Source organism: Soehngenia sp., from assembly GCF_055108775.1.
The window spans coordinates 21,123-28,020 of the sequence record NZ_JBSQIL010000017.1 but is presented as its reverse complement, the minus strand read 5'-3'; the positions used below and the strand labels follow the sequence as shown (position 1 = coordinate 28,020).

At 29.4% G+C, this 6,898-nt stretch carries 6 protein-coding genes; all 6 read right to left on the bottom strand.

Annotated elements, in window-relative coordinates; translation table 11 throughout:
- Positions 1-183: 183 nt before the first annotated feature.
- The 6 genes from ACTB1H_RS03810 to ACTB1H_RS03785 all read right to left on the bottom strand — a co-directional run bounded on the left by ACTB1H_RS03810 (position 184) and on the right by ACTB1H_RS03785 (position 6,886).
- Positions 184-1,218, bottom strand: a complete 1,035-nt coding sequence (locus ACTB1H_RS03810) for a Gfo/Idh/MocA family protein (protein ID WP_463261513.1) — start codon at positions 1,216-1,218, stop codon at positions 184-186.
- Between the two features lie 116 nt (positions 1,219-1,334).
- Complete coding sequence (gene rlmD / locus ACTB1H_RS03805) at positions 1,335-2,681, bottom strand: 23S rRNA (uracil(1939)-C(5))-methyltransferase RlmD (protein ID WP_463261512.1); 1,347 nt, start codon at positions 2,679-2,681, stop codon at positions 1,335-1,337.
- Between the two features lie 98 nt (positions 2,682-2,779).
- On the bottom strand, positions 2,780-4,129 hold the full coding sequence (locus tag ACTB1H_RS03800) for an MATE family efflux transporter (RefSeq protein ID WP_463261511.1): 1,350 nt from the start codon (positions 4,127-4,129) through the stop codon (positions 2,780-2,782).
- Between the two features lie 109 nt (positions 4,130-4,238).
- Positions 4,239-5,222, bottom strand: a complete 984-nt coding sequence (locus tag ACTB1H_RS03795) for a PilW family protein (protein WP_463261510.1) — start codon at positions 5,220-5,222, stop codon at positions 4,239-4,241.
- Between the two features lie 9 nt (positions 5,223-5,231).
- Positions 5,232-5,552, bottom strand: a complete 321-nt coding sequence (locus ACTB1H_RS03790; RefSeq protein WP_463261509.1) for a type II secretion system protein — start codon at positions 5,550-5,552, stop codon at positions 5,232-5,234.
- 11 nt (positions 5,553-5,563) lie between these two features.
- Positions 5,564-6,886 carry a hypothetical protein gene (locus tag ACTB1H_RS03785; protein ID WP_463261508.1) on the bottom strand — a complete coding sequence of 441 codons (1,323 nt, stop codon included), beginning with the start codon at positions 6,884-6,886 and terminating at the stop codon, positions 5,564-5,566.
- Positions 6,887-6,898: the final 12 nt, after the last annotated feature.

Below are 6,898 nucleotides of genomic sequence, written 5' to 3'. Positions count from 1 at the left end.
CTCCGTTTCTGTTTATTGTCATTGATAACATTATAACAGAGAAGCTCTCATGAGCGTTGTTTTTTTAGTTGTGTTTCATTTAATTATACAATTCGCCTATTCATATATAATAAATACTAGCTTGATATAATAAATCCATCTAAATAAAATTTTTTCTAAATCGCTCAACCATTTAGTTAATCTTTAATCTATTCTTATTGTTTTGCCAGTTAAAGCCGAATTTAAGCTTGCAAAAATCGCCTTCATCGAAGGAATTATATGTTCTGCAGATAGTACTGAATCTTTATTGTGTTCCAAACAATCTACAAATTCATCTATTACTCCACTTTTTGTCTGATTATCATTGGTCTGTATCCCTTCTAAATCAAAATTGATTTTTTCCCCATTTCTCAAAAAGACTCTAATTGAATATCTTTCATCATCATATATTTTCATAATTCCTTTTGTTCCGTAGATTACTGTGCTGTTATCTTCTGGACCATAAAATGTCCAGCTTGCTGACATTGTTCCAATTGCACCTTTCCTTGTCTTGTATATACAAATCGCATTGTCATCTACCAAGACAGGCTCTCCTGATTCATATTTCTTATCCAAGGTTTCTAAAGATGCTTTAACTTCAATTATTTCATCATTTAATATATAATTTATTAAATCAGTTTTATGAATTCCTAAATCCCCTAAAGCTCCCATTGAAGCAGTATCTTTATTAAAAAACCATGTATTTAATCCTGGATTTATGCTCCATGTTTCTGGTCCAGAATGGCCAAAAGTAGTCCTAAAAGTCAAACAGTCTCCTAATATTTGATCTTCTATTAATTTCTTTGCATAAACATGCGCTTTAGTCAACCTCTGATTATGGGCAATTAAAAGCTTTTTATTGTTTTCTTTTGCTGTTTTAAGCATTAATAAACAGTCCTCTAGATTTGTTGCCATGGGTTTTTCGCAAAGAACATGCTTACCATGATTTAAAGCTTCAATTGTAATCTCTGCATGTAGGTTATTTGATACACATATACTTACAGCATCAATATTATCATCATTAAGCATGTCATGATAATCTATATAATGAATCAAATTATATTTGTCTGTTAATGCTTTTGCTCTTTCTAAAGTTCTATCATAGAGTCCTACCAATTTAACTTTATCATTATCTAGATATTCTGGTATATGCCTTATTTGAGCAATTTTCCCGCATCCAATTACTCCCACTCTAATCATATAAAGCCTCCTGTTCTTTTATAGATTATCATTTTTATTTGTACTTTTCTAAAATAATATAAATTGTCCAAATGCTAAAATAATAAATAATACTTTTTTTATAAGCATAATTTATATTATTTCACCTTAGATAAAAGTGCTACTGTCTCAATTTCAGTAGTGTGAGGAAACATATCGACTGGCTTTATTTTCTTAACTTTGTATCCATTGTTTAATAATATATTTAAATCCCTTGCTAGAGTAGAGCTATTACATGATACATAAACTATATCTTCAGGATTTAATCTTATTATTTCATAAATAGTATTCTTATCTGCACCTGATCTTGGAGGGTCTAAAATTATTTTATTTGGTATTCCTTCCTTCTTAGATATTTCAGATAGTAAATTTTCTACTTTCCCATGATAAAAATATGCATTCTCAATATTATTTAGCACAGCATTTCTTTTAGCATCTTTTACAGCTGATTTTACATATTCTATACCTATAACTTTGTTGACTTCTTTTGCAATAAATAACGCTATACTTCCAATACCAGAATATAGATCAAACACAATATCTTGTTTTTGTGGATTTAAATATTTTTTTACTATTTCATATAATTTCTCAGTTTGATAGGAATTGGTTTGAAAGAAAGATTCCGGAGAAATATTAAATTTTATATCCCCAATATAGTCTACTAGAAACTCATCTCCAAATATTCGAATAAATTCTTTACCATATTTAGTTTGACTATCTTTGTTGATGTTTTGATAAATACTCACTACACTACCAGTATCTCTTATCAATTTATGAATTAATTCATTTTTATGTGGCAATTCTCGAGTGTGTGTTACCAAAATTACCATTGCTTGAGAATTCTGATTCGTTCTTATTCCAATGTTTTTTATGTAGCCTTTGTTATTTTTCCTATCAAATGCTTCAATATTATATTTATTCATCCATTCTTTTATTGATTCAATGATTTTATCACCAATCTCCTTTTGAAGAATATCTTCTTCTAATGGAATAATATCATTAGATTTTCTTTTTACATAACCTATAATTGTCTTACCATTATTTGCTCCAACAAAAAATTGAGTATTATTTCTATATCTAAAAGGATTGACCATGCCTACTATATTATCTACTTCAAACTCACACTTACATGTCTTGTAGAGATCTGTCTTTAATTTTCTTTCTTTCCATTTTAGTTGTTCATCGTATTTTAAATTTATTAATGGTACTCCCCCTCCTAATTTACTAGTATCGAACTCGTACTTTTCTCTTAAATTTGAATAATTCAAAATCTCTATTAGTCTTCCCAAAAAATAATTTTTCTTTTTCTCAATAACTTCAAATTCAACTATATCCCCAATAATGCAGTCTTCAATAAAAACAACTTGATTGTTCGTTTTGACTACTCCTAGTCCTTGTGAATTTATATCTATTACTTCTCCTTTGTATTTTTCCCCAAATTCCATTCTTGCCCTCCATAACACTATTTTATTAATATTTTATCATAAAAGTTTGTTAACTGTTTCAAAATCTACATAAGAAAAAAAGTAAGCTTAAGCTCACTTTATGTTATATTTTGTATCCATTTTTTAGATTTTATAATAGGAAAACCCAAAATAGCTTTAACTAATTCCTCAGTCGTGATAAGCAAAAATAAATATTCAACTGGCATTTCAAATATCATCGATCCAATAAATGCCAATGGTACACCAATCAGCCAAACAGATGATAAATCTATTTTCATAGCAACTTTAGTATTTCCTCCTGACCTAAGGACTCCCACAATTGAAATGTTGTTATATACCCTAATCACGAATGTCAGCCCCATGAAAATTAAAATTGACTTTGCTGTGTTGTATACATCTGGCTCTAAATTTCTAAACAGCTTCAAAATTAAATCTGATGATAATGATAAAGTTAAACCTAAAATTATTCCAGATATGCTTGATAATACGATAAAGCTTATTGCATAATCATAAGCTTTATCAAACTCTTCTGAGCCAATTTTAGCACCTACCATTATACTACAAGCACTTGCTAATCCCTTAACGACTACAAAAAACATATTCTGTATAGTATTTGTTAGTTGAATGCTAGCCATAGCAGTTTTGCCTAAACTGGCATATGCTATTGTATACATGACTTGCCCCAAAGCCCAAAATCCTTCTGTTAATATGACTGGATAAGTTATTTTTACATATTTTTTTATGAATTCTTTTTCCCAGCCAAATAGCTCGCTAGGTTTTGCATTCAAGAAACTGTTCCCTTTATAGACTGCATAAAGAAGTAACCCAAATTCTAAGGTTCTAGCAATAACTGTTGCAATTGCTGCGCCTTTTAAACCTAACGCTGGAGTTCCCAATTTCCCAAAAATCAAAATGTAATTTAATATTGTGTTAGTACTAAGTGATATTATAGAAACTACAAGTGGAACATTCGGTTTACCAGTTGTTCGCAATGCTATCGAATAGCTAAAACTAATTGCAGTCATTATATATGACAAAGAAACTATCCTCAAATAACTTACCCCAGCATTGATTACATCTAAATCATCAGTAAAAATAGACAAAACTTGTCTTGGTAAAATAAGTGCTACTAAAGTAAAAATTAACCCTAATATAAATGAGGTCATTATTGCAAATCCAATGCTTTTATTTACATTCTTTATATCTTCTTTGCCCCAATATTGTGCTATAAATATAGCACCTCCACTATTTATCCCAAAAGTAAGCAAAATATATAAAAAGAAAACCTGATTTGCTAATCCTACCCCTGCTATACTAGCACTGCCAAGATTCGTAATCATTAAGGTATCCACCATATTTAAAGATGATGATATCAAGTTTTGTATAGCAACAGGTATTGCTATTGTTAACATAGTTTTTAAAAAATATTTATCTTTTAGTGCCTTCATATTAGTCTCCTTAAAAAAATAAATGTGCAATTATTGTATAATAGCACATTTATGGTGATTTGTGAAGACTCAAGTTGTTTTTTAATTTTGTTACTCGACGGTTAAATATCTAATTTTTTGGCTTATCGTCAGCTATAATTCTTATTGTTTTAGTATAATTTTCTGTATTGTTTGCTTTGTAGCCTATACTGATTGTAATAGTTGCTTTGTTATTTAGTTCAACATTATTTAAATTAACAGTTGTTTCATTATCACCTATACTTATTGGTGAATTTCCTAAAGATATATTTAAATCATTATATTTCTTATCTAAAGTTAATGTTATATTTACTTTCTTTTCCCCTTGCCCAATATATATATTCAACATATTGTTTGAAAATGTTGGATTAGGCTCATTATATAAAGTTTTTCCGTTATTCTTATCTTCAACTATTTGTATATTCGTAATTACAATACTTGAATATGTTGTAGTTCCTCCTCCAGTACCTGTAGATCCTCCACTTCCAGTATCTTCAATAAGTTTAATTTGTCCAAATTGAGTATTGTTTGATTTAATGAAATAAATCTCATCTCCACTAGTCAAATCCCAAACTTCATCATTTCTTAAATTGTTATCATTAATTAACTTTATAGAAAATTCTAATGGGTAGGTTGATTCCCTATTATATAACTTTTCTTTCTGTTCAATGGAAACATCTAAATTTCCATTTATCAAGCTACTTATTGTAAGCTTATTCCAATCACCTTTTAACTTGCGTACTATTGAACTATCATAACTGTTTTTTTCTGCATCATATTTATACTCCGAAAGCAAAAGATATCCATTTTCATATTTTATGCCATATATTGTTCTATTGACGATCCCTTCCTCAAATTCGGTTTCTGTAATTAGTGATGTTGCATTTTTTAATTCATCAGTTAAAAAAATTTCTGCAAGTCTAACACTTTCCTGTGCAAGTCCCTTGTTTGTGCTCGTTGCGAAAGAATTTTGTCCAGCAAAAAACACAGCATAAATAGAAGCTATAACGATACTAAAAATAGCTACAGTTAAAACAACTTCGATTAAAGTGATACCTTTTACATTCCTTTTCATAATATAACCTCACTTTATAGGTATATATCTGATAACATCAACAAAATCGTCAGAATTTAATATGTTTACTTTAGACTCATATACTCTGCCTTTGACTGTAACAACGATTCCATCTGCTTTATCTGGTAGTTTAACTGTAATATCAAAATCATTAATTTCAGTAGGAGTAGAAATATTTTTTTCAGCTTCTTTTACAGCAGCAGTCCTGTTCCCAGCTTTAGAAATATTAATCAATCCCATATTAAATATAGATAAGAATGTCACTGAAATCAGCCCTAAAATAGCTATCGATATTATCAATTCAATAAGTGTAAAACCTTTCTTTTTCAAATTTACCACTCCTAATAATCAATATAATAGCTTTTAAAGTTAAGAATATTAAACTCTGTAGGATTACCGACTGGAAGTTCTATCCCTTTCATACTATTTTCATAAATCTGATCTAAATAGTCATAGTCTTTTTTTTCATTTTTGCCATTGATTTCTATATAACTGCCAACAATAATCCCGTTATGATTTATTACATTCTTATCATTAGGTTCTATCGACCCACCAATAATTATATAAGCATTTGGAGCATAAATGGATCCATCAAAATCTATTTTCTTGCTACTGTCGTCTGCTGTAATTTTGACATTGTAGTCATTTTGATTTGGATAGCCATTAACGATATTTCCCTTAAAAGAATCATTAGATACGATATCTCCTACCAATGTAGCTTTTTTAAGGATTATCTCTGTTTTCCCACTTTTAACATAAAAGTTTGCATTTACTTCTCCAGCTTGAGGTGGTTCAATTTTAAGGGCTAATTCTTGATTTCCTTCATTATATACGTAAAAATTTATATCATTCCCAGTGTTTGATGATTTTATTATATTAGCATTTATTATTAAATTACCTCTAACCGATATACTAACTCCTTCTTTTACAGTTAATGGTCCATTTACCAAAACATTCCCATTGTAAAATTTGTTCTCATCTATAGTTCCACTAATTTTGATTGTTTCAGTTTGCATAGCCCCACTCCATGTAGGTTGAGGAGCATTATTAAAGTCATACAAAGGGAATACTGAGCTATCCCCCATTTTTTGAGCATATATATCATATTTCCCTTTTTTATCATCATTATTTATTGTTAAATCAACATATTCATTCTTATTTGTGACTCTGAAAGCTTCGTTTTTGGCTATAAGAGGAAGCCCATTATAATAGATTTTATCATCTGTTGATTTTACGAACTCGCTCCATACTATTTTTCTTACGTTTTTATTAACTCCATTGTAGTTTGCATATGAATCTATAGCCAAGACATCCATCCCATTGATTTTAGCCAAAGATATTTCAACTTTATCTAAGCCTTCTATTTCAGGTGAAAATATAACTTCTTGTTTGTTTTCTTTTAAAGAATCTAGATATTCATTTACATCCTTTACGCCAGTTCCTTTTGGTCCAAACAATGTTCTTAGATGGCTTAACAAAGCAGCTTCAACAACATCAGCCCCGTTCATAGCTATATACTCTGCTTTAGTTGCATTTTCGTGATAAATAGCTTGTTTATTTTCATTCACCATGAAATTCAATGTAAAAGAAGCAAATATCATCAAAACTGCAAATACTAAGATAACTAATACTAACGTTGAGCCATTTCTTAGATGAGTTTTCATAAAATCATCTCC

Excerpts from the sequence above, each read along its gene's own strand:
- ACTB1H_RS03810 (WP_463261513.1), bottom strand. The coding sequence starts at position 1,218 with ATGATTAGAGTGGGAGTAATTGGATGCGGGAAAATTGCTCAAATAAGG.
- rlmD (WP_463261512.1), bottom strand. The coding sequence starts at position 2,681 with ATGGAATTTGGGGAAAAATACAAAGGAGAAGTAATAGATATAAATTCA.
- ACTB1H_RS03800 (WP_463261511.1), bottom strand. The coding sequence starts at position 4,129 with ATGAAGGCACTAAAAGATAAATATTTTTTAAAAACTATGTTAACAATA.
- ACTB1H_RS03795 (WP_463261510.1), bottom strand. The coding sequence starts at position 5,222 with ATGAAAAGGAATGTAAAAGGTATCACTTTAATCGAAGTTGTTTTAACT.
- ACTB1H_RS03785 (WP_463261508.1), bottom strand. The coding sequence starts at position 6,886 with ATGAAAACTCATCTAAGAAATGGCTCAACGTTAGTATTAGTTATCTTA.